We start from the raw sequence: 22,441 nt of genomic DNA on the forward strand, positions 1-22,441 counted from the left end.
AGGTGAAAATATGCAAGAGACCACGGTAAAAGTAGAGGGCATGAACTGCGGCAAATGCGCCAAGAAGGTCGAGGGAGCGCTTGAAGCCATCGGCGCCGAAGGACAAGTAAATCTTGAAGAGCATACGGTAAATGTAAAATATGACCCAGCCAAGCTGGGGATTTCAGATATTAAAGACAGCATTGAGGCAAAGGGATATCATGTCGTGCTGTAAGCCGATGATATTCGTTTGAAGCCTGATCTAACTTCTATAGAGAACCCCTGCAGGTTGGTATCTTTACGATACTTTGCTTGCAGGGGTTCTCTATGCTGGATAATAAATTTTTATGATCCTTTGGGAGGCGCACCCGTCCGCCTAGAACAACTACCACAAGGCATGCTCGTGTTTTCCATCCCACAATTCCGGATGATCACGGAGCCAGCGCGAAGTCGCCTGGCCATTCTCCGCCCCGAGCTGGGCAGTTGGAAGTGGCCTGCCACAAAAATAATATTCGAGTTCCTCTGGCATCCTTTCCTGGATTAGGATCGCAGCCTGCTTCGGGTGATCAAGGAAGTGATTGAACAAATTCTCAAGAATAGTGCTGCGATCTAATCTTACTCATATAAAAAAGCCTGGAATGGCCCGTGAGGGCCTGATTCCAGGCTTTTGCCGCAACTTTAGGGAATAGCTGCTAAAGAGATGGTAACAGTTGCGATATCGCTTTTATAATCATAATAAGACAGACAGTTGTCACTTGCGATATGGTATAACTACATCAATACAACAAAGGAGACGTTAGCTATGGCAAGTTATGAGTATGCATCCAAACAGGAGCTCATCGATACGATTCATTCCCGCTACATACAGCTTGATGCTGAATTTGATGTAATCGAGAACAGCCAGAAGGATAGGCGAGTTCCTGAAGTGGACAAGACTCCTGCGGAGATCATCGCGTACCAGCTGGGCTGGCTATCCCTCGTTATGAGCTGGGACAAGGACGAACGAGAAGGCCGGGAAGTTCGGATGCCCGCGCCGGGCTACAAATGGAATCAGCTTGGCGGGCTGTATCAGTCTTTTTATGATGAGTACTCCTCTAAGCCCCTGCCAGAGCTCAGATCCTTATTCCGCGAGAAGGAACAGCAATGGTTGGAATGGATCGAGACTCTGACGGATCAGGAGCTATTCATGCAAGGTGCTCGTAAATGGACGGGAGACAAAGAGAACTGGCCGATGGTCCGTTGGATTCATATTAACTCGGCGGCTCCGTTCCAGAATTTCCGCTCTAAAATTAGAAAATGGAAGAAGTACACGACATAAAGCGACTTGGACAAATCAATACATTAGGTCCGACGCATATAAGCGCGCACGGTTAACGGCGCAAAGATCAGAACGATCACGGCAGCGCCGATCAGGGAAATCCCCAGGTCCCAGCCAACCGTACCGGAATTGGCCAGATCGCGTACGGCGGTCACCAGATGCGAGATCGGATTGAACTTCACAAACCACTGCAGCCAGCCTGGCATTGTCTCTACCGGTACAAAGGCGTTGGAGAGGAAGGTGAGCGGGAACAATATGATCATCGAGATCCCCTGTACGCTTGAGGCGGTGCGAGCGATAACGCCAAAGAAAGCAAAGATCCAGCTGATCGCCCAGGAGGAAGCAATGACGATAATCGCGGCCAGGGCGACATGCTCCAGACCCCCGTCTGGACGGTAGCCCATAATATAGCCCATTACAAAGGTCAGTACGGTCGCGATAGTATAACGGATCGTATCAGCAAGCAGCGCTCCTGCGAGCGGAGCGATCCGTGCGATCGGCAGGGATTTGAAGCGGTCGAACACGCCTTTGTCCATATCCTCTCGCAACTGAACGCCGGTTACGACCGAGGTCGTAATGACGGTCTGGACGAGAATGCCGGGGATAATGACCGGTAAATAGCTGGCTACATCGCCGGAGATCGCCCCGCCAAAAATATATGTGAACATTAATGTGAATAAGATGGGCTGCAACGTAACGTCGAATAATTGCTCAGGCGTACGGCGGATTTTGAGCAGTCCGCGGTAGGCCATCGTAAGTGAATTGCGCAGCGATTGCATGAGGCTGGTGTTGTTTTTTAATTTGCGTTCAGATACTGCTTGAATGGAAGTTCTCATACTATCGTTCCCTCCATGGTTTTGGATTCATAGGCTGGCGCGGGGGCTTCTTCCACCGCATCAGTTGCCCGCTGGCCGGTGATCGTCAGGAATACCTCGTCAAGAGTCGGCTTCTGTACGCTCATCTCGGATAGAGTAATTCCCTCGCTGCGGAGTGCGATCAGCAGATCGGTGACGAGATCAGCATTTGCCATCGGCGCCGTGATCTCGCCGGCCTCGGAAGATATGCTCGACGGTACCTTCAGCACCTGCTCAATCATGCGGCGAGTCTTCTCAATGTCCTGTACATGCTGCACCCGCATATGCAGGGAGGAAGTACCAACGGACATCTTCAGTTCATCGGCAGTGCCTTCGGCGATGACTCGGCCGTAATCGATGACGGCGATCCGGTCAGCCAGTTGATCGGCCTCTTCCAGATACTGCGTCGTCAGCAGTACGGTGGATCCCGTATCCACTAACCGGCGAATCGTATCCCACATCTGGGAACGCGTACGCGGGTCGAGCCCGGTTGTCGGTTCATCGAGGAAGATGAGCGGAGGTTGAGCGATCAGGCTGGCAGCCAGGTCCAATCTGCGCCGCATGCCGCCGGAGAAATTTTTGAGCGGACGTTTGGCCGCCTCGGATAAGCCAAATTCCTCAAGCAGTTCCACCGCCTTGCTCTTTGCTTCTTTGCGCGAGAGACCAAGCAAGCGCGAGAAGATGATCAAGTTCTCGGTAGCGCTGAGCGATTCGTCGACGGAAGCGTATTGTCCTGTTACACCGATCAACTGTCGTACAATCTGCGATTCTTTGACCACGTCATGCCCGAAGATCTTCGCTGTCCCGGCATCCGGACGCAGCAGCGTGGCCAGCATACGAATCGTCGTTGTCTTGCCGGCTCCGTTAGGTCCAAGCACACCATAGATCGAGCCTGCGCGTACATTTAAATCCACACCATCCACCGCACGGTTATCCCCAAATACTTTGACCAGACCGCTTGCCTCCACGGCCCAGTTGCTATTAGATTCTTTGTGTTTATGTGCCAATTTAATTTCCTCCAATCCACAACATATAAAATTTAGTTCAAATAAGTGTGCTTCCCGATACCAAGAGCCTAACTCTTTAAACGTTTGATTGTGATCTCGTAATCGGATCATATCATCGCTTTTTAAACAGAATGTAAACAAATGAAAAGCAAAATATAGATAAAGCAGTCTTCCTTTTTATCCATTGACAATGATAATCATTTTCAATAATAATAGATTTGAATATAAAAAATGGTAATGCCATAAGCGGATCTGGGGCTGATTGAATCTCCCGGCCATTCGAATATAGAGGAGGAAGGAATCAGGATGGGGAACCCATTGGAGTTGTATGATGTTACGATCATTGGCGGCGGGCCGGCGGGCATGTATGCTGCTTTCTACAGCGGCATGCGCGATATGAAGACGAAGCTGATTGACGCGAATCAGGAATTGGGTGGAAGGCTGCTGTTGTATCCCGAGAAAATGATCTGGGATGTCGGAGGAGTCACTCCAACTTTATGCGGAACGCTAATTAAGCAGTTGGCTCAGCAGGCGCAAACCTTTGACCCTACGATAATCCTCGATGAACAGGTAAGCGAGTGTGAGCGTCAGGAGGATGGTACCTTCCTCTTAAGGACGGCCTCGGGCCAGGTTCATTGGACACGTACAGTCATCATGGCTATCGGCTATGGTATTCGTAAAATGGCCAAGCTGGAGATCAAGGGAGCGGATCGGTTTGAGGTAACTAACCTGCATTACACGGTACAGGAGCTGGATGCATTTCGAGACAAGCATGTCGTGATCTCGGGCGGAGGAGATTCCGCGGTGGATTGGGCTAACGAGCTTCAGCCAGTCGCTGCATCTGTAACGATCGTGCACCGGAGGAATGAATTCGGTGGGCATGAACGAAATGTGACCCGTATGAGGGAATCAACGGTAAATGTCCGCACTCCCTATGTAGTAGATAGGCTGCACAGTCAGGACGGGAATCTTATTAATCAGGTAAGCATTACCCATGTGGAGAGCGGTGAATCTGAAATTATTAATGTGGATGACGTGATCGTAAATCATGGAATGAGGAGCGATTTTGGGCCTGTCCGCGATTGGGGCTTGAATATCGGAGAATGGACGGTGAATGTCAATACCCGCATGGAGACGACTATACCGGGCATCTTTGCCGCCGGAGATTTCGTTGACTATGAGAACAAGGTCAGACTTATCGCCGGGGCTTTTACGGATGCCGTCCTGGCTGTAAATCATGCCAAGCTGTTCATAGATCCGGCTGCGGAAAAGGTAGCCTATGTATCATCGCACAACAGCCGCTTCAAAGAGAAGAATCGTGCGCTTGGCGTCATGGAAGAAGATCGGCATTGATATACGATTCTTGACTCGGGGGCTTGGCGTTTCGAACGCCGGGCTCCTTTTTTAGATTCTGCAAAGGGTGTGATTTCTGTCATATGACAAAAATGATGACAATAATCACTATTTTGTCGAATCGCAGTATATTACTATGGAATATATAACGAAATTATTGGTTACGTTCGCTATTTGCCATTACAGTGTAGACGAGCGGAGTTAAGCAGTGGATTGTTTAATATTTTAGAGGAGGCGAGTACCTGGGATATGATCATGTTGATAACCATGGTAACTGATACTGTTATGTTGGCGAATGTCAAAGGAAATCTTGCCAGCCAAGTATTCGAACTTAAGGAACCTCCGAGTCACTATGCGAAACCGATTGTTCTAACTCTGAAGTTTGATCCGGCGAAGATTGAACCGGGGAAGCAGGCTGCTGTTCATTACTTCGATGAGACAAATCAAGTATGGAACAAGCTTGGAGGACAAGTCAATGGCGGCCTGATTACAGTCCGGATCGAACAAATGGGCAAATTTGCTGTGCTGGCCGTACAGTATTAAATGCAAGCTTTGCAGTGAAAAAACATTCAGGCATCATACTTGAGCAGGCAAGGGACAGGGAAGGCAGGTTATCTCATTGGGGACTGCCTTCTTTGTTGTATATATTATGTTTCATCAACACGGTATAGTTCAGGCGAATTCAAATGATATAATGATTAATATTTCCCAGAACAAGGAGAGGTTACAGGGAGGATCGTGAAATGATCGAGTTACCGGGCTACGAAACCATCGGCAAACTGAGCGGTAATGAGGAGGTTGTGTTGTACCGGCTGCGTCGTTCTTCGGACGGACAATATGTGCTTGGCAAGACCACTTGTGACGAATATCCGCAGCAGCTGCTCATCGACTCCTTCCATTACGAATTTGATCTTCTCCACAAGCTGGACGGGAGAGGGACGGCGAAAACCTACGGGTTGCAAATGCTGAAGAATCGGCCTGTTTTGCTTCTGCACGACGATGGGGGCATCACGCTTGATCAATTTCTGCACTCCGGCAGCGAACCTTTGGACTTAACAACTTTTCTCGAAATCGCTATAGAAATTATTCGATCTCTGATGATTCTTCAACGCGAGAATATGACACTTCATGAGATCATTCCCCTCTATATCTATGTAAATCCGGCTGCCAAGTCCGTCAGATTCATCGATCTTCGCTTATGCTCATCCGGCCTGAATCAGAGTCCGCTCTCGTCAAGAAGCCGCCCTGAATCGGTATTGCCGTACATGTCGCCTGAACAGACTGGCAGAACGGGGACAAGACCGGATTTCCGCACCGATTATTATTCATTTGGAATCACCTTATATGAACTGTTATCGGGCAGCTTGCCCTTCGATCTTCAGGATGTATCGAATATCGTCTATCGCCACATTGCCCGCACGCCAGAACCTTTACATCATAGGTATCCCTCCATCCCGGTCGCCGTATCGGATATTATCACAAAATGCATACAGAAGGCTCCCGAAGCCCGCTATTCCAGTGCATATGGGATCAAATACGATCTGGAAGAGTGTCTGTTCTGCTATCAAACCTCCGGGAAGATCGATTCACTGGTTCCAGGCAGTCATGATGTTCCAGAGCGATGGAGCGGCTCCATAGGTTACTATGGACGGCAAGCGGAGCAACAGCAGCTTTTGGCCGTATTGGATCAGGTATCCGATGGAGCGGCACAAGTAGTATGGGTACAAGGGGAGTGGGGGATTGGAAAGACATCTTTTGTCCAGAGGACCGTGGCGGAGCATACATCAAATGAAGGCTTCTTCGCCCAGTCCCGGTCAGCCTCGAATCCGGCTGCATCCCCTTTTGACGTATGGATACAGCTTATCGATGATTTACTTAATCGGCTGTTCATGGAGAGCAAAGTGCAGATTGAGGTCTGGAGGCTGCGTATTTTAGAAGTATTGGATGGTTTGGGTCAATTGCTGATTGATCTGGTCCCCAGACTTGAGCTGCTGATCGGCGTGCAGCCTTCGGTGCTGCCGTTGCCGTCGTTAGAGGCGCAGCAGCGGCTCCATATGCTGATGAACCGATTTATTCAGGTATTCGCGCAGCAGGGCCATCCGTTGATCTTATTCATGGATGATCTGCAGTGGATGGATGAAGCTTCGCTGCAATATCTGATCCATTTATTAAATAATCCCGAATTAAAGCATACGCTAGTTGTCCTCGCTTGCAGAGAGATGGAATGCTCAGCAGCGGCAGCGGATTCTGCAATGCTTCTGCAAGGTCGGCTGAAGTCGGCTTACTTGAAGAGTAGTACTGTTCTTCTACGCGGGCTTGATCCGGTCGATATAAGACAATTGCTCAAAGACAAGCTCCAATATGAGGCTTCCGAGGATGAACGGCTGGTGCGCACTTTATTCTACAAGACGGGAGGCAACCCGCTGCTCCTGCAGCGCCTTTTGCAGGACTTGGTTGCGGAGAGAAGAATCTTTTTTGATGAGGAGACTCGTGGATGGCGCTGGGATCTGCTATATATCACGGGCATGAGCGTACCGGGAAACGCGAGCTCTTACGTGGCGGATAGAATGAAAGCCCTCTCGGAGGAACATGCCGGTATATTGGGGCAGGCGGCTTGTCTTGGGAACAGTTTCAGTCTGGAGCTGCTCAGCCTTATCACTGGACGGACGGCGGAGGAATTTAAAGAGATGCTGGATTTTGCCATTCAGGAGCATTTCATTCTTATTTCCGAGTATGGGGCGGGATATCAATTTCTAGATGATGACGTGAGACAAGAAGCCTATAAGTTACTTCCCGAGGCCGAGCGTCAAAAAATCCATTTGCGATTCGGCCGATATTTAGCGGGACAGCTGCATCATGGAAATGAATCAGAGGTATTTCCAGCGGTGAATCATTTGAACAAGGCGCTGGAGCTGCTTGATGAACCCTGGCAGAGAAGGCAGGCAGTGGAACTGAACCTGCAAGCAGGTCTGAAGGCCAAGCAAGCTACGGCCTATGAGACAGCGCTAATTTACTTGCGTAATGCGTCCGGTATGCTGACAGATGAGAGCTGGGACTGCGATTATGTACTGACTTTTCAAATTTATCGTGAAAGAGCAGAAGCTGAGTTTCTCTGTGCTCACGTCGAAGAGGCAGACCAATTGTTCAGCTTGCTGCTTCATCATGCACAGAGTTCTCAGGATAAGGCGTATGTATATATGATTAAGCTCCAATTAGAGGCTTCCCATGATCATCATGAAGAGGTCATATCTCTGGGCATGAGAAGTCTGGAGTTACTGGGGGTGAAGCATGCTTTTGAACCCGGCACCATCGGACTCATCCTCCGCCTTTTAAGGGTGGGCCGGATGCTGCGCCAGCATTCGCCGAACACTGTGTGCGAGCTGCCGGCTATGACAGATGAGGTGCGCAAGGCGGCTATGACAATACTGGTATATACGAGTAATGCCAGCTTCCATGTGAATCAGAAGGGTTGGGTCTCCTCCATCTGCACGATGATTGAGATGACATTGAACGATGGAATAACCCCGGAGGCCTCCATCGGCTTTACGGGATATGCGCTGCTGCTTCACTTTCAATTTAAACGGGATGAAGAGGCTTTTAAATGGGGGATGATGGCCTGCCGGTTAGCGGAGCGCTACCCAGTCCTCTATTCCAAGGCGCTTACTTCCTTTTCCCTTTGTATGGATAGCTGGCGCCAATATGATCCGGGATTGCTTAATACTTTTCGTGAATACGCCGGGAAGGTTGGGCTGGAGTCCGGGGATTTGTGGCAGGGGAATCAGAGTGTGCTAATTAGTGGGGCGATGCTGTTGATCTATGGACATCCGCTTGGGGATATCTATGAGAGACTGCTGTTGCACTCCGGGGACTTTCTGAGGCATAACAACAGCTACCATCTGAAGCAGATAGCGGTATTTACCGCGGTGCTTGCCCGTTTGACAGGTTATCGATCGGCAAATGACCCTTTTGCGTCAATAGATATAACTAGCGAAGAGTTTGTCCAGCTCGTCCATGGCGATGAGTTCCATATCATTCAGGAGCTGGTCTACATCTATCAATACCTGGTCGGCTATATTCTGGGGGAATATCAACAAGCGGAAGAGGCGCTGGAGCAGGCGGCGGTTATTGCGAAATTCCGTTTGAAAAAGTTCGATTATATCATCCAGGATACTTATGAATCATTAGTGTGGGCTCAGCTATATGAGCAGGCGTCTGTAGCTAAACAGCGACAATATAGGGCAGGTATCCGCCAACGGCTGAAGAAATTGAAGAAGTTCGCCGATCGCTGTCCTCAAAACAATCTGCACAAATATCAGTTGGTCAAAGCTGAATTGGATCGAATCCTCGGTAAATGGCGGCAGGCGGAAGAAGGGTATGAGCAGGCGATCGGCAACGCACGAAGCTACAGCCATATCCATGATTTGGCTATAGCCGCAGAGTGTTACGGACGATATTGGCTCCGCAAGGATAGAGTGCAGTTGGCCAAGCATTATCTGTTGGAGGCTTATGAAGCATACAGTAAGTGGGGAGCCGCTGCCAAAGTGACCTCTATGGAACAGCAATATGGCTATTTGCTGCATAGCAGACGACAACAGGGCTTGGAGAATATCGATTATTTATCGGTGATGCAGTCGGCGCAGGCGATATCCGGAGAAATGGAAATGAACCGTCTGCTTCATAAGCTGATGAGCATTATGCTGCATAATGCGGGTGCAGATTTAGGAGCGCTCCTATTTGACCACAATGGCAGATGGGTGATTGAAGCCTACGGAAGCCCTGAGGATCTCCGGATCGAATCGATCCCGTACGAAGAGGACTCGGCGCTGATTCCGGCAGCTATTATCGGCTATGCGGGCAGAACCAAAGAGGAGATCGTGCTTCATGATGCTGCAAAAGAAGGGATGTTTGCGCGCGATCGCTATGTCCGCGAACAGGGACTGAAGTCGGTCATATGCTTGCCGATCATGTATCAGAATAAAATGGTCTGTCTGCTCTATATGGAGAACAGATTGTCTACCGGTGTTTTTACCCCGGAGCGGCTTGATATATTGAAGCTGCTTGGCTCGCAATGTGCGATTTCCATTGCCAACGCCGGACTGTACACCGGGATCCAGATGCTTAAGGATAGTCTGGAGGAGCAGGTTGCGGAGCGAACCAGCAGCCTGGAGCAATCGATGCATGAGACCGCTGTCGCTCTGGCCGAAGTGTCGATCTATGAGGAGCGGAATCGAATCGCCCAGGAGATTCATGATATTGTCGGTCACACGCTTACTTCAACTATTTTGCAGATTGAGGCGGGCAGGCGGTTGTTCTTCAAAGATGCTGAGGCGGCTTCAGAACGTTTGAAGGAAGCGCAGGAGCTGGTCAGGCATAGTCTGAATGAAATTCGCGGAGCTGTTCATATGCTGAAGGAGGACAAGCATGCTGATTTCCTGCCGATTCTAAGGCAGCTGATTCGTGATACGGAGCGCAATACGGGAGTTGTAATTCATGCCGCCATTTACGAACCGCCCGAGTTATCCCAAGCTCAGAAGAAGACGATCTATCATGCTTTACAGGAAGGGCTGACAAATGGAATTAGGCATGGAGGAAGCACGGAGTTCCATTTTAGCCTGCGGACAGTGGGCTCTAACATCGAGTTCAAGCTTAAGGACCAAGGTCAAGGGGCGGAGCAACCCAAGATGGGCTTTGGACTGAAGGCGATGAAGGATCGGGTCGAGCAATTGGGGGGAAGCCTTGCCGTTAATATGAAGTTGAATCAAGGCTGTGAAATCGTGATAAATTTGCCTTACGCCTCGCGTTGGATTGGAGAGAAGGTATGAAGAAAATTTCAATAGTGATTGCGGATGATCAGATGCTGACGCGGGAAGGCTTGCGGACGATTCTGGATCTTGAGGAGGATCTTGAGGTTATCGGTGTAGCCAGAAATGGTCAGGAGGTCTGTGAAATGGTGGATACCATGCGGCCGGATCTCGTGTTGCTCGACATTCGTATGCCGGTCATGGATGGTATTAGTGCGCTCAAGCGAATCAAGCAAAGTCATCCCGATGTATTTATTTTGATTCTGACTACTTTTATCGAGACGGATTATATTGTCGAAGGATTGGCCAATGGGGCGAGCGGGTACATGCTGAAGGATATGGATGCCGATAAAATGATCGCTTCCATCCGTGATACGGTATCCGGACAATTTGTTCTTCCGGCAGCCGTCGCGGCCAAGCTTGCGATACGAATGAGTCGGTTTAATGAGGAATATGAGCAGTGGCAAAGATCGACCTTGGAGCATATTAAGCTTACGGAGCGCGAGGAAGAGCTGGCTCACCTGATTATCAAAGGCTTGAATAACCGAGAAATCGCAGATGCATTGCATATTGCCGAAGGTACAGCCCGGAATTATATCAGCAATCTGTACAGTAAGCTAGAAGTTGTGGATCGGGCGCAGGCGATCGTCCGCCTTCAATCCATTATTTGATGGACTAAACGATCCAACAGGAGTATTCTGGAGTATATATAGGGGATTTGGACGGTGTTGGCGAATCTTTTTACAGAATCAGGTATATTTCCGCGGGTCCCCGACTATATTATAAGAGTGTGTTTCAAGCACACGAGTTTCAAGCTTTAAAATGACCTCAAAACGGTTCATATAGTTGTTACAGGTGCTAAACATAATGACTTGAATCATTCTTTACAGGGAACAGGTAATAAATCCAAATTAGTACAGTTGCTTATTTAAGCGAATTGAACTATAATGAGAGTAATTGGAATTTTGGCCTGAACTCACATATTGTAGAGGGTTATGATTTTAAGTGCATAGCCTTGTGCAATATGTGATTTTTATTATTTAACGAATATAGAGGTCATATAATTAAATTTTTGGAGGTAATATTCATGGAAACAGGAACAGTTAAATGGTTCAACGCAGAAAAAGGCTTTGGTTTTATCGAGGTTGAAGGCGGCAATGACGTATTCGTGCATTTCAGCGCGATCGTTGGCGATGGCTTCAAATCTTTGGACGAAGGCCAACGCGTTGAGTTCAACGTAGTTCAAGGCAACCGTGGTCCACAAGCCGAGAACGTTGTTAAGCTGTAAGCTTATCTAAAGATAATATGCCCCAGACGTACCAGTTTGGGGCATTTTATTTTATCAGCTAATCATTCCAGATGAGAAAGAGAGGGATGCTTCGTGTACAACTCGAGAAAAAAGCAAGCGGAAGAAATTCCAGAGGAGATTACGGCCATTTGGTCTTGCACGAATGATGATTGCAACGGTTGGATGAGACGCAACTTTGCTTTTTTGAATCACCCTACTTGTCCTCAATGTGGGTCTACCATGGCGGAAGATGAGCGGATGCTCGCAGTATTGACCAATACCAGCTTCAATCATCACGATTAAATGAAGTAAGCTAGGAAACATGGGGTAGATAACTAATATGAAGAATCTTTCTATATGAACTGACGCTCGGTACAATGCCGGTGTCAGTTTTTTGTTATCCGTATATTCCTTATTTGTCAGGATGATCAACTGTGAGCTTATGGCTTGTCATTACAGGTGTCTAGGGTATAATGGGCCATAATGGTCTTGCATCACTATAATGGGAGGCTTAATGATAATGCATACAAGCGACAGTCTGATCCATCAGCTAACGGCGGCCAAAATCGACCGCCAAGGCACTCTGCTCGTGCATTCATCCATGAAGAGCTTGGGTGAAGTCGATGGAGGAGCCGATACGGTGCTGGATGCACTCAGTGAATATATGCGGGAGGGGCTGCTAGTTCTCCCGACCCATACCTGGTCTTACATTAACGCGGATCGTCCAAAGTTCTATGTGGAGACCTCCCCGTCCTGCGTCGGGATTTTACCGGAATTGTTCCGGGCGCGCGAGGGCGTGATTCGTTCTTATCACCCGACACATTCGGTGGCGGCTTTGGGTGAGGATGCGGCTGAATTCGTAGCCGGGGCCGAATTATGCGATACACCTTGCCATAGAGAATCTCCATGGGGCAAGCTGTTGGACCGTCAAGCGACAATTATGCTTGTAGGTGTTGATCTAAGACGCAATACTTTTATTCATGGAATTGAGGAATGGGTAGATATTCCCGGTAGAATTACGGATAGTCATGAGCAGTTATTCGTTGTGCTTGGTGATGGAACGGAGATTCCGGTACCTTCACGACGCCATTACGGGCTGCCATGGTCCGAGCATTTCTGGAAGGTAGAGAAGATTCTTGAACGGGAAGGCGCGATCCGCAAGGTCAAGTTCGGTGATGCTGATACCTGGATCTGTGATACCGTGCAGATGACAGCCATACTGACGGAGATGCTGCGTGAGAATCCGGATTTATTCTCCGATAATGAACCGCTTGCCAGTGAGCTGATCCACTTGCCCTGATCGGGAATCTGGCTTCATAATGATAATGTATCTAATATCGACGTAACGAAAATATCAAGCGAGGATTTATTATGAAGCAATATGAAATTGTCGAACAGCCGATAGAGGTTCAGCCTTATATTGATTACGTGCTTCATCCTGGGGCAGGCGCGGTAACGGTATTTACAGGACATGTCCGCGAGTGGACGCAAGGGGTTAGAACGAAATATCTTGCTTATGAGGCCTATGTTCCCATGGCCGAGAAGATGCTGGCCCAGGTTGGCGAAGAGATCGAGCAGAAGTGGCCTGGTACAAGGGTTGCGATTGCCCATCGTATCGGTCAATTGCAAATCTCTGACATCGCGGTAGCTATCGCGGTCTCTTCTCCTCATCGTAAGGCGGCCTATGAGGCGAATGAATACGCAATTGAGCGTATCAAGGAAATGGTACCGATCTGGAAGAAGGAAATTTGGGAGAATGGCGAGGAATGGATCGGTGATCAGCGGAGGAGTCCGGAGCCGAAGGAAACTCCTTGATCCATCTGAAGCTTAGCTATACAAAGAAGGTGAAGCAGCTATGAAAACAGAGCCGATGCAGGATCAACTGCAAAGGCCGATTAGGGATTTGCGGATATCTGTGACCGACCGCTGTAATTTTCGCTGTACCTATTGTATGCCTAAAGAAATCTTTGGCGATGATTACAGGTTCCTGCCCAGCGAAGAGCTGCTCACCTTTGAAGAGATCGTCTTAGTTGCAGAGGTATTCGCTTCTCTCGGTGTTCGTAAGCTCCGCCTGACGGGTGGCGAGCCGCTGTTGCGCAGCCATTTGCCATCGTTGATTGAGAGACTGTGGCAGATCGACGGGATTGAAGATATCGGACTGACGACAAACGGTCTGTTGTTAGGACGATATGCAGACTCGCTGATGAATGCCGGACTGCGCCGTGTGAATGTGAGTCTGGATGCGCTTGATCCGAAGCTGTTCGGATATATGAATGGACGAGGTATTGAGCCTTCACGCATTCTGGACAATATGGAACATGCAAGACGGATCGGATTGCAGGTGAAGGTGAACATGGTGGTGGAAAAGGGCTTGAATGAGCAGGAGATTTTGCCTATGGCCGCTTACTTCAAAGCGCGCGGAATCAAGCTCTGCTTCATTGAATTCATGGATGTTGGCAATGATAATGGCTGGAGTATGAAGAAGGTCGTGACCAAACGGGAGATCTATCATCTGCTGGCTTCACGATACGAGTTGGAGCCGCTGGAGAGCAATTACTTCGGAGAGGTTGCTCAGCGGTATCAGTATAAGGATGGATCGGCCGAAATCGGCTTCATCACCTCGGTATCGGAATCTTTCTGTTCCACCTGTACCCGTGCCCGCCTCTCTTCGGAAGGCAAAATCTACACGTGTCTCTTCGCTTCGGAGGGCTTCGATCTGCGGCAAATGCTGCGCAGCGGGGCTTCCAGAACCCAGCTAACCCACGCGATCCGCGATGTATGGTTGTCGCGGCATGACCGATATTCCGACGAACGTACCGAACAGACAGCACAGACCCGCAAAAAAATAAATATGTCCTATATTGGCGGATAATAAGAAGAGCAATCCTCCTCATCTCCCTTGGGAGACAGGCTGGATTGCTCTTGTGTGTTCAACCAGACTGATAAAATAAACGGCTGATCGGTCAGTCCAGTTCAACCCAGCGCGTCGCCCACTGTTGGATATCATCCATCAAGGGGGCAAGGTCGCGGCCTTTATCGGTTAATGAGTATTCTATACGTACGGGCTTCTCCGGATATACAGTGCGGTGAATGACACCTTCTGACTCAAGCTCTCGCAGCCGGTCGGACAACACTTTACCGCTCAGATTGGGCAAAGAGTTCTCGATATCGATAAATCGCTGCGGTCCGTCCAGCAGTCGGTATACGATTAATGTAGACCAACGTTTGCTTAGTAGTTCAATAGCTCGGTTAAATCGGGGGCAAAGCTGCGGCATTTCCATCGCTATCACCTCTTGTTAAGCATTATACATCTGCTAAATAAAATTAACAAGATAACTTTTCGTAACTAATATAGTAGCTAGCGGATAAATTGTAGAAATATATTTACTTACATAAAGTAACCATAGACGGCTTTGTTGCAGCTCATTATTACGAAACCGCAAAGTCATAATACGCAACAAGTGTTGTAAAAGAACTGTAAAGAGTCCGCAGGATTCATTAGTGTTATACTAACAGCACCGTTTTTGTGATCCGCCCTCCAAATAAAGCTTTTAACCGCACTCAACTTAAATTTTTCAGTGCGAATAAAATGTCTGTCCTTTTTTAGCCATAAAAATCCCCTCCAAGTGTCACTCAAACCCTCATTTTAACATGAAGGTTTTTTGGAGTGTCTACTTGAAGGGGATCATACCATATATGCAGGTTTTTCTATCTTACAGGGGGAGTCTCATCAAAAGCTGTATTTTGCAGGAATTTAGTCAAGAGCATCTCGAGCAGCTAATAATCCGTACCGTGTTCAGATAGATACTGTTAACCGAACGAAAGATTTATTGAGCGGCTGCAGTATTGTTATCCGGAGTAACAATAACAACTTCCGCGTTCGTAATACCTGGGAGAGACTTCGTCATGATTGGCGAGTGGTATACGACCACCTTCATGCCGTCCTTCAATTCCATATCATCGCCTGCTAACGGGAGGATAACGGTCTTGTCGGAGATGTTCAGAATGATGTCATTCTCCGTCTTATCGTCAGAGCCAACGTTGAGGTAGACGCGGCCTTCGCCAGCCCGTTCCGAATTTGTAATGGTGCCTTCTGCTTTGACCGCTTGAGCGGCTTTGACAACAATCTTATCGGCATGGGTTTGACCAGGGTAGCTCATCGCCATTATATTGCCGTAGAAGGCATCGATATAGCTGTTTTCTTTTAATGCATCGGCAGTTAATACAGCGCCGTTCTCATCGACGATAACGGTATCTTTATCCACATGCAGCATGACATAATTAGTGCCACCATGCTCCATAGGGTTGCCGATCACAGTGATCGTTTTTTCATTCTTGCTGATAATAATTCCGCTTGTACCCGGGGTCAGATCAGCAATCTCATCTGTATTTACCACCAGATAATTAGTGGTTGACTGAGCAGGTAAGCTCATTGCAACGGCAGGGCCGTAAAATGCTTCCACACTCATACCGGCCTTGATATCGCCAGCTTCAATAGCCTCATGGTTTTGATCGAGAAGGGTGGCCTTTGGATCAAGATGAAGGATAATCTCATCGTTATAACCGCCGTAGAGATCAGTTCCTTTCACGAAGATGCTTCCATCTTCAGTCACTTCGGAGACCGTACCTTGGATAGCGCTGAAGTCACGGTCTTGGACGACCAGGGTCAAGGCGGTTCCGCGGGCTGGCAAACTCTTGGTGATGTTTGGTCCATAGAAAGCTTTAACTACTTTCTTATCATCGATAATGGACTTCAAGGCAACGGTTTGGCCTTTTGCATCGACGATCTTGGTATCTTTGGTGATCGAGAGAATGATTTCGCTTTGGTCGGTTGCAGCCAGACCACGGCCGGTTACAGTAATGAATTTGCCTGTTTTATCATTAACGAAATCGGTGATTTTTCCCATTGTTCCAAGTACAACCTTGGCTTGAGTGATAGCAGTCTCATTAACCGGCGTTGCTGCTCCTTGCTGAGCAAAAGCGGCTGTAGGCAGAGCGGCCATAGCCAGGATCGTTGCGGTTGCCAATACTTTAAATGGTTTGTTCATCAGTATTTCCTCCTAGTTCTATGTGTAGGTAGTACGCACAGCTTGATGATTGCCGATATGGCGTGTCTTTGTTTGCTGTTTTCGTCTTTATAGACGGAGGTCGTTAAGAAATGTTGCAGATAAAGTGAAAGTTTTCATAAGGGCGTGATAGCGGAAAGCGTGGGGAATGCTGTTTTACAGCGCCTCTACATGTGGTACTCTGAAACAGAGAATTATCTGATTGAAGGGGACAGAACGGTTATCACGACAAGGAGGCCCACCTATGACAATGGATCAAACGATCGGATCTGCGTTCAACAAGACTGCCTATCGGCTCTCGGGTCATGGCCCAAGAAATATAGGAATGCTGATGTCAGCCTTTCACGACATGGATGAGAATACAGACAGCGATATGTATGGCAAAGGAAAGCTTATTGAACAGTTTCAGGCGAAAATGGCCGAATATTTGGGCAAGGAGAGCGCTGTGTTCTTCCCTAGCGGGACGATGGCCCAGCAAATCGCTTTGCGAATCTGGTGTGACCGGCAGGGGCTGCGAAAGGTTGCTTACCATCCACTCTGCCATTTGGAAATTCATGAGGAAGACGGCCTCAAGCAGCTGCATGGAATAGAACCGATCCTGCTGGCGGATCGAAGCCGCTTAATTACTTTGGACGATGTAAAAAATATAAGCGAGGATATTTCCTGTTTGCTTTTAGAATTGCCGCAGCGGGAAATCGGCGGACAGCTGCCGGACTATGCGGAGCTTGAGGCAATTTCAGCATATTGTCATGAGCAGGGAATCAAGCTGCATCTGGACGGGGCCAGATTGTTCGAAATTTTGCCGTACTACGGAAAGACTGCGGCGGAGATTTGTTCTCTGTTCGATAGTGTATATGTTTCTTTTTATAAAGGGCTTGGCGGTGTGGCTGGAGCCATTCTGGCCGGAGATACGGAGTTTACAGAGGAGTCGAAGCCTTGGAAAAGACGGCATGGCGGCGATTTAATCAGCTTGTACCCTTATATCCTTAGTTCAGATTTCTATTTCGAGCAAAGGATCGGCAAAATGGAGCAGTACTATCAGGGGGCCAAACAGCTGGCTGAACGGTTTAATCGTTGCCCGCGAACGGCGACAGTGCCGGAGGTCCCTGTTTCAAACATGTTCCATATTCATTTTGCGGCGCCCCAAGCGCAGGTTGAGCAGGCCCTGATCGATCTGTATGAAGAGACCGGGATCGGCATCACCTCAAATCTCCGAGCGATAGATGAGAACGCATGTTATACGGAAATCAACGTTGGAGATAAATATGCGGAGCTGTCCTCAGAGCAGGTCGAGGCCGTATTTTCATTGTTAAATCGGAAGTTCAATTGACTTGGCGATGCATAGTTCTTAAGAATCAGAACAAAGCAAACCCACAGCGGACGATGAATTCATTAGCTGTGGGTTTTTGAGATGTTTTCCACATTTTTCCGAACCATACAATAGGTTGAAGTCAAAATTGTCCGTGAATGGGTAAAAATTCGCCATGTATTGAGGTTGAGCATTGAAACTATGATGAAGTACAGTACTAAAATAATAGCTTGCATGGTGAAAGGGGGAATTTCGAGTTGAAAGCGCTTTATAAGAGGATGTCGGTGGTGTTGATTGTCGGAATGCTGCTTCAGGTGCTGATTCCCGCCGGGCTGCTTATGACCAAAGTGTCTGCGGATGGGGGAGCCGGGGATAATCTCGTTCCTAATGGAGGCTTTGAAGATGTGGTGCATACAACGGATGCATCCTGGATCGGCGGCTTGAAGCCGAATGGTTGGGGGGCCTGGCTGGCCAGTAAGAATGGTAAGGTGTCTGTCACTGATGCGGTCTACCATTCAGGTGCTTATTCTGTACAGATCGAGCACACGGGCAGTGATAGAACGGGGCTGTCTATCAATGTACCGGTATCGGAAGAAGGCAACTACAAGCTAAGCGCCTGGATCAGGACGCAGGATGTTGTATCCAGCGGCGGCGTATTTGTCAGAACTAATTTCTACCGGAGTGTCAATGGGATGGATGGCGCTACGAAGGATGATAAGCTGGGAGACGGACCAGTAACGAGTAAAATGGCGAGTACCCATGATTGGACTTTACAGCAGGTCGTGGTGCCCGTTCCGGCCGGAGCCCGGTACGTCAGGTTAGAGCCGTTCTTCGAGACAGGCACGGGAACGGTATGGTTCGACGATGTGAAGCTTGAACGCTGGGGGGGAATTACAGGATTGGACCTGCAGCCCAAATCGATCTCGCTGCATCAAGGGGATACAGCTATACTGACACCCGTGATTACACCACAGGATGCGGCAGGACAAACGCTGATTTGGACATCTTCCGATCCGAACGTAGCGAGTGTGGATGAGGGTAATGTTACAGCTAATGACTATGGGACAACAACGATCACGGTTGCTACAGCGGATGGGCTCATCCGGGCGGAGGCTTTTGTAACGGTAGAATCAGCTGAAATGCTGGATGGTTATGATGCACTCAGACAGAGGTGGCATACCAAGCTGATCGGTGGAGAATCGATGGATATGAGTGATTCCGATGTAAGGAGTTACATCGACAATTTGTCGAACCGGATTTCCAATCCCCAAGCAACCGGCATCTGGGACCTGATGGACAAGACACCGGGCGCACAGAATCTATGGGTTGGCGGCATCTCCCGTGATAATACCGATTCAGCAGTGATCACGAAGGCTTATACGATGATCAAGGATATGGCAACGGCCTATTCAACAGAGGGGACAGCGCAATACAGCAACCCTGCTCTGAAGGATGATATTATCCTGGCTCTGGATTGGATGAATGCCTATCAATATAACGAGAGCAAGAAGATCGTTGGCAACTGGTGGGACTGGGAGATTGGGACTCCACAGGCCCTAATGGATATTCTCGTACTTATGTATGACGATTTAAGCGAGGGGCAGATTGCTAGAAACCTGAAGGTTATCGATACATTCGTACCGGACCCGACCAAGCGGGTGCAAAACGGGAGTGTAACCGAGACCGGTGCAAATTTGCTCGACAAAGCGTTGGTCGTTGTATTGCGCGGTGTTGTCGGGAAGCAGAGCTTCAAGATCGAACAGGGAGAAAATGCGATATACAGCGAGCTTCAATATGCTAAAAAGGGCGATGGGATCTATGAGGACGGCTCTTTGATCCAGCATACGAATATTGCTTACACAGGATCTTATGGAGGCGTCTTGATCGGTAGAATGGCCGATTTATTATATCTATTTAACGCATCTCCTTGGGAGATTAACGATCCGCGAGTAAGCCATGTGTATCGCTGGGTTGAGGATTCCTTCGAGGCGTTGATTTATAAAGGAGCCATGATGGATAACGTCAGGGGACGCAGCATTTCGCGGCAGAGTGACTCCGATCATCTGACCGGACGTGCGATTATCCGTACGCTGGCGCGGCTGGCAGAGGGCGCCCCGGCGGAACAGTCCATCAAGATCAAGAGCATGATTAAGGAGTGGGTGCAGTCTGATACTACATTCTCTAACTATTATGAAAATATGCCCGTTTATGAGATCAATCTGATCAAAGCGATCGCCAATGATTCTTCAGTGGCAGCGCGCGGAGAACTGGTTAAGCACCAGAATTTTGCGGCGATGGATCGGGTTGTCCATCTGCGTAAGGACTATGGTTTTGCGCTTAGTATGTTCTCACAGCGAATCTCGGCTTTTGAATACGGCAATGGCGAGAACAAGCAAGGCTGGTATACCGGCATCGGCATGACCAGCTTATACAACAACGATCTGTCGCAGTACAGCAATCAATATTGGCCAACGGTAGATATGCTCCGCTTGCCGGGAACGACAACGGACGGCTATGCGCCAGCTCCTAAAGACTGGGCGTCCTATTACAATCCGCGGGCTTGGGTCGGTGGCTCGACGCTTGATGGTCAATTCGGAGCAAGCGGCATGAATTACTCACTCAAGGACAGCACGGGAAGCGATCTGCAGGGCAAGAAGTCCTGGTTCATGTTCGACGATGAGATTGTAGCGATAGGTTCAGATATTTCAGGGTCGGCTAACCGTAAGGTAGAGACGATTGTAGAGAACCGGCAAATAAATGACAGCGGTTCCAATAATCTGGTGGTTGACGGTCAGGTGAAGCCTGCCACGCCCGGCTGGGAGGAGACGCTGAAGGGAATTAGCTGGGCTCATCTGCAAGGCAATGTTTCAGGTGCGGACATCGGATACTATTTCCCGGAGACAGCGGACATTGACGGGAAGCGAGAAGCAAGAACAGGGTCCTGGAAAAACGTGAATAATGATGGCTCAGCAGATCCAATCACAAGAAATTACCTAAGTCTTGCATTCGAACACGGCAGCGCGCCAAAAAATGGATCCTATGCTTATGTATTATTGCCTAACAAAGGGGTAGCAGAGACGGAGCAATACAGTCTGAATCCTGACATTGAGATTATGAGTCAATCGAGTCAGGTCCATTCTGCTCGGGATAAGAAGCTGGGGATTAGCGCATTTAATTTCTGGGAAGCAGGCAAGTCGGAATTCGTTCGGGCTTCTGGTCCGGCTTCTGTGATGGTAAAGGAGGAAGGGAATAAGCTGACTGTATCCGTGTCAGATCCAACACAAACTCAGAACAAAGTTTTAGTTGATCTGGGTAAGGTTGTACTCAAGGAATTGACGAAGGATCCGTCCGTGACCGTTGTACAGACGGAGCCTTATCTTAAGCTGGAGATCAATACACAGGACTCTCTTGGCAGAAGCTATGAGATTCAATTCGAATATGATCCGCAGCAAGCTCCGGAGTTGGAGGGGGAACCTGAGGGCCCGGGACAAGTCGAGAAAACGGAGGTTTATGTCAGCGAGGATGCTTTTGTACAAGAGGGTGCAGATGTTAATACGAACTTCGGCACTCGCAGCTATATGGACATTAAGAATGGTACCGGGAGTTATCTGCGCAAAGCCTTCCTGAAGTTCGATATGAGCGGAATTCCTGCTGACCGCGAGATTGAATCTGCCCAATTGTTTATATATGGCGGGGTTAATGACAGCCGTACACAGAACGCGGGAGTAAGTGTTCATGCAGTAGAGAGCAACAATTGGAGCGAGACTGCACTGACATGGAACAACATGCCGGCGATAGGAGCCTTGCTTGAGAAGATTTCGGCAGATAAAGAGTATCAATGGCGGCAATTCGATGTCACCTCCTTTGCCCAATCGCGGTTGAAGCTGGATGGACAGATGAGCCTGGCTTTGCAGGGAGATTCAGATTTGACGGTTACATTTAAAAGCAAAGAAGGCGATGGCGGGATATATAAATCTTACTTGGAGATTACTTACAAGCCGAATGTTCCGGTGCCAGGGATTAGCTTAAGCAGTGAACAGGCTGTACTAGTAGCGGGTGAATCGATAAATCTGAAAGCGGCGCTTGTCCCGCTTAATGCTACGAATAAGGAGCTTGCCTGGAGTGTCGATCGCAGCGACGTGTTGAAGCTGGAGGCGAATGAATCCGAGGCAATGATCACGGCATTGCAGCCGGGCAGGGCCAAGGTCACGGTGACTACGGTTGATGGCAAGCTGTCCGCAGTTTGCGAGGTTCAGGTGGTTCTCTCGAAGACCACTGGGGACTTGAACGGAGACGGGAAAGTAACGGTTGGTGATCTGGGCATAGCCGCTGCCAGCTTTGGCAAGAACAGTGCAAGCCCGGATTGGGAAGCAGTTGAAGCAGCGGATATAAATGGGGATGGAGTTATTGATTCCGCTGATTTGAAGTGGTTTGCTGACCAGATACTGCAATAACCATGAAGGTGG

General features: G+C 48.7%; 17 protein-coding genes. 13 read left to right on the forward strand and 4 right to left on the reverse strand.

What is annotated here, in order from left to right; translation table 11 throughout:
* The first annotated feature begins 10 nt into the window (after positions 1-10).
* Both DMN77_RS01110 and DMN77_RS01115 read left to right on the forward strand, forming a co-directional pair.
* The gene (locus tag DMN77_RS01110; protein WP_179013157.1) at positions 11-214 is read left to right on the forward strand and encodes a cation transporter; all 204 of its coding nucleotides are present in this window, start codon (positions 11-13) and stop codon (positions 212-214) included.
* Positions 215-781: 567 nt separating this feature from the next.
* Positions 782-1,297 (forward strand): ClbS/DfsB family four-helix bundle protein, encoded by a 516-nt coding sequence (locus DMN77_RS01115; protein ID WP_068779341.1) that lies wholly within the window; start codon positions 782-784, stop codon positions 1,295-1,297.
* A gap of 23 nt (positions 1,298-1,320) precedes the next feature.
* Here DMN77_RS01115 and DMN77_RS01120 read toward each other — a convergent pair whose 3' ends face one another.
* Both DMN77_RS01120 and DMN77_RS01125 read right to left on the reverse strand, forming a co-directional pair.
* Positions 1,321-2,133 (reverse strand): ABC transporter permease, encoded by an 813-nt coding sequence (locus DMN77_RS01120; protein WP_068779342.1) that lies wholly within the window; start codon positions 2,131-2,133, stop codon positions 1,321-1,323.
* Positions 2,130-3,158 (reverse strand): ATP-binding cassette domain-containing protein, encoded by a 1,029-nt coding sequence (locus DMN77_RS01125; protein ID WP_068779343.1) that lies wholly within the window; start codon positions 3,156-3,158, stop codon positions 2,130-2,132. The genes DMN77_RS01120 and DMN77_RS01125 overlap by 4 nt, the downstream gene beginning before the upstream one ends.
* A 306-nt stretch (positions 3,159-3,464) precedes the next feature.
* Here DMN77_RS01125 and DMN77_RS01130 point away from each other — a divergent pair, with 306 nt between their 5' ends.
* From DMN77_RS01130 to moaA, 9 genes are all read left to right on the forward strand, one after another.
* The gene (locus tag DMN77_RS01130; protein ID WP_179013160.1) at positions 3,465-4,511 is read left to right on the forward strand and encodes an NAD(P)/FAD-dependent oxidoreductase; all 1,047 of its coding nucleotides are present in this window, start codon (positions 3,465-3,467) and stop codon (positions 4,509-4,511) included.
* 249 nt (positions 4,512-4,760) lie between these two features.
* On the forward strand, positions 4,761-5,054 hold the full coding sequence (locus DMN77_RS01135; protein ID WP_068779345.1) for a hypothetical protein: 294 nt from the start codon (positions 4,761-4,763) through the stop codon (positions 5,052-5,054).
* A 200-nt stretch (positions 5,055-5,254) separates the two neighbouring features.
* A complete protein-coding gene (locus tag DMN77_RS01140) occupies positions 5,255-10,333 on the forward strand; it encodes a BREX system ATP-binding domain-containing protein (protein WP_179013162.1) in 5,079 nt (1,692 codons plus the stop codon).
* Entirely contained in the window at positions 10,330-10,983 is a 654-nt protein-coding gene (locus tag DMN77_RS01145; protein ID WP_068779347.1) for a response regulator transcription factor, read from the forward strand. Before DMN77_RS01140 ends, DMN77_RS01145 begins: the two co-directional genes overlap by 4 nt.
* A 416-nt stretch (positions 10,984-11,399) precedes the next feature.
* Positions 11,400-11,600: a cold-shock protein gene (locus DMN77_RS01150; RefSeq protein ID WP_068779348.1), complete on the forward strand. Its 201-nt coding sequence runs from the start codon at positions 11,400-11,402 to the stop codon at positions 11,598-11,600.
* A gap of 93 nt (positions 11,601-11,693) precedes the next feature.
* Complete coding sequence (locus tag DMN77_RS01155; RefSeq protein WP_068779349.1) at positions 11,694-11,903, forward strand: cold-shock protein; 210 nt, start codon at positions 11,694-11,696, stop codon at positions 11,901-11,903.
* A gap of 217 nt (positions 11,904-12,120) precedes the next feature.
* A complete protein-coding gene (locus DMN77_RS01160; RefSeq protein WP_179013163.1) occupies positions 12,121-12,900 on the forward strand; it encodes an AAC(3) family N-acetyltransferase in 780 nt (259 codons plus the stop codon).
* Between the two features lie 71 nt (positions 12,901-12,971).
* On the forward strand, positions 12,972-13,415 hold the full coding sequence (locus DMN77_RS01165; RefSeq protein ID WP_179013164.1) for a molybdenum cofactor biosynthesis protein MoaE: 444 nt from the start codon (positions 12,972-12,974) through the stop codon (positions 13,413-13,415).
* A 40-nt stretch (positions 13,416-13,455) separates the two neighbouring features.
* Complete coding sequence (gene moaA / locus DMN77_RS01170; protein WP_179013165.1) at positions 13,456-14,472, forward strand: GTP 3',8-cyclase MoaA; 1,017 nt, start codon at positions 13,456-13,458, stop codon at positions 14,470-14,472.
* A gap of 91 nt (positions 14,473-14,563) precedes the next feature.
* On the opposite strand, the gene DMN77_RS01175 is transcribed toward moaA, so the two are convergent.
* A complete protein-coding gene (locus DMN77_RS01175; RefSeq protein ID WP_068779353.1) occupies positions 14,564-14,881 on the reverse strand; it encodes a winged helix-turn-helix transcriptional regulator in 318 nt (105 codons plus the stop codon).
* 546 nt (positions 14,882-15,427) lie between these two features.
* Positions 15,428-16,648, reverse strand: coding sequence for a peptidase (locus DMN77_RS01180; protein WP_179013166.1), 1,221 nt, complete (start codon positions 16,646-16,648; stop codon positions 15,428-15,430).
* Between the two features lie 262 nt (positions 16,649-16,910).
* Between DMN77_RS01180 and DMN77_RS01185 the strand changes: the two genes are divergently transcribed.
* Both DMN77_RS01185 and DMN77_RS01190 read left to right on the forward strand, forming a co-directional pair.
* Entirely contained in the window at positions 16,911-17,996 is a 1,086-nt protein-coding gene (locus DMN77_RS01185; RefSeq protein WP_179013167.1) for a threonine aldolase family protein, read from the forward strand.
* A 236-nt stretch (positions 17,997-18,232) separates the two neighbouring features.
* Positions 18,233-22,429, forward strand: a complete 4,197-nt coding sequence (locus DMN77_RS01190) for a polysaccharide lyase family 8 super-sandwich domain-containing protein (RefSeq protein ID WP_179013168.1) — start codon at positions 18,233-18,235, stop codon at positions 22,427-22,429.
* Positions 22,430-22,441 lie beyond the last annotated feature (12 nt).

Origin of the sequence: Paenibacillus sp. 79R4 (genome assembly GCF_013393165.1) — a bacterium.
Taxonomy (GTDB): Bacteria; Bacillota; Bacilli; order Paenibacillales; family Paenibacillaceae; genus Fontibacillus.